Source organism: Kineococcus vitellinus (genome assembly GCF_009906315.1).
GTDB classification, from domain to species: Bacteria; Actinomycetota; Actinomycetes; order Actinomycetales; family Kineococcaceae; genus Kineococcus; species Kineococcus vitellinus.
On the sequence record NZ_JAAALL010000568.1, the window covers coordinates 1 to 1,147 of the forward strand.

A 1,147-nucleotide genomic window follows, 5' to 3' on the forward strand; every position below is an offset into this window, starting at 1 on the left:
CGGCCCTGCCCGTGCCCGCCGAGGCGGCCGGCGCCCTCGTGGTGGCCGGCCGCCTCGGCGGGCACGGGCAGGGCCGTCGGCAGGGCGGCCGCGGCCCGGGCGACGAGCGCGATCCACCAGGCCGCCAGCCCCGCCGGCCACGCCAGCAGCGCCGCACCGCCCGGCCACAGCGGGGCGAGCAGCGTCGTCGCCAGCCCGAGCACCGTGGCCGGCGCCACCGCGGGGGCCACGACGACGTTGACCGGCACCGACAGCGGGTTCACCGACGGCTGCAGCAGCACCAGTACCGGGCCGCAGACCGCCTGCGCGGCGGCCGGGACGGCCAGGGCCAGGGCCAGGACCCGGGGCACGCCGGCGCCCTGCAGCCGACGCGCCCAGGGCCGGGCGAGCAGCAGCAGCCCCGCGGTGGCGAGCACGGACAGGGCGAACCCGGGCTCGCGGGCCAGCCACGGGTCGGCCACGAGCAGCACGAGCACCGCGGCGGCCAGCACCGGCACCCCGCGGGTGGGGCGCCCCGCGGCGACGCCCACCAGGCCGACGCCGCCCATGACGGCGGCGCGCAGCACGCTCGGCTCCGGGCGCACGAGCACCACGAAGCCGGCCAGCCCGGCCGCGGCCACGAGCACCCGTGCGCGCCGGCCCAGCCCCAGCCACGAGGCGGCGAGGACGAGGGCACCCGCGACGAGCGTGGTGTTCGAGCCGCTGACGGCGGTCAGGTGGGCCAGGCCCACCTGCCGCATGTCCTCCTCCAGGTCCGCCGGCAGCGCGGAGGTGTCGCCCACGACGAGCCCGGGCAGCAGGCCGCGGGCGTCGGGCGGCAGGTCCGCGGCGGCGGTGTGCAGGCCGCCGCGCAGCCGGTCCGCGGCGCGCAGCAGCGCACCCGGCTCCTCGAGGACCCGCGCCCCGCCGCGGGCGGTCACGACGGCGACCTCCCGCTCCCCCGCCCGCGCGGGGGCCAGCCGGCCGGCCAGCTGCACGTGCTGCCCGAGCCGCACGGCCGACCAGCCCTCGGCGTCGGCGAAGACGGTCACCGGCGCGGCCACGGCGAGCACCCGCCCGCGCACCCGCACCTGCTGCAGCTCGACGTCGACGGCGGCGCGGACCGCGTCGCCGGGGCGCCGGGCGGCGACGGGGCGGGGGTCGGAGG

1 protein-coding gene is annotated in these 1,147 nt (G+C 82.0%); it reads right to left on the reverse strand.

The window, feature by feature from the left end; all coding sequences use genetic code 11:
- The coding region (locus GTQ99_RS23450) for a ComEC/Rec2 family competence protein (protein ID WP_205708115.1) at positions 1-1,147 on the reverse strand (1,147 nt) is incomplete at both ends.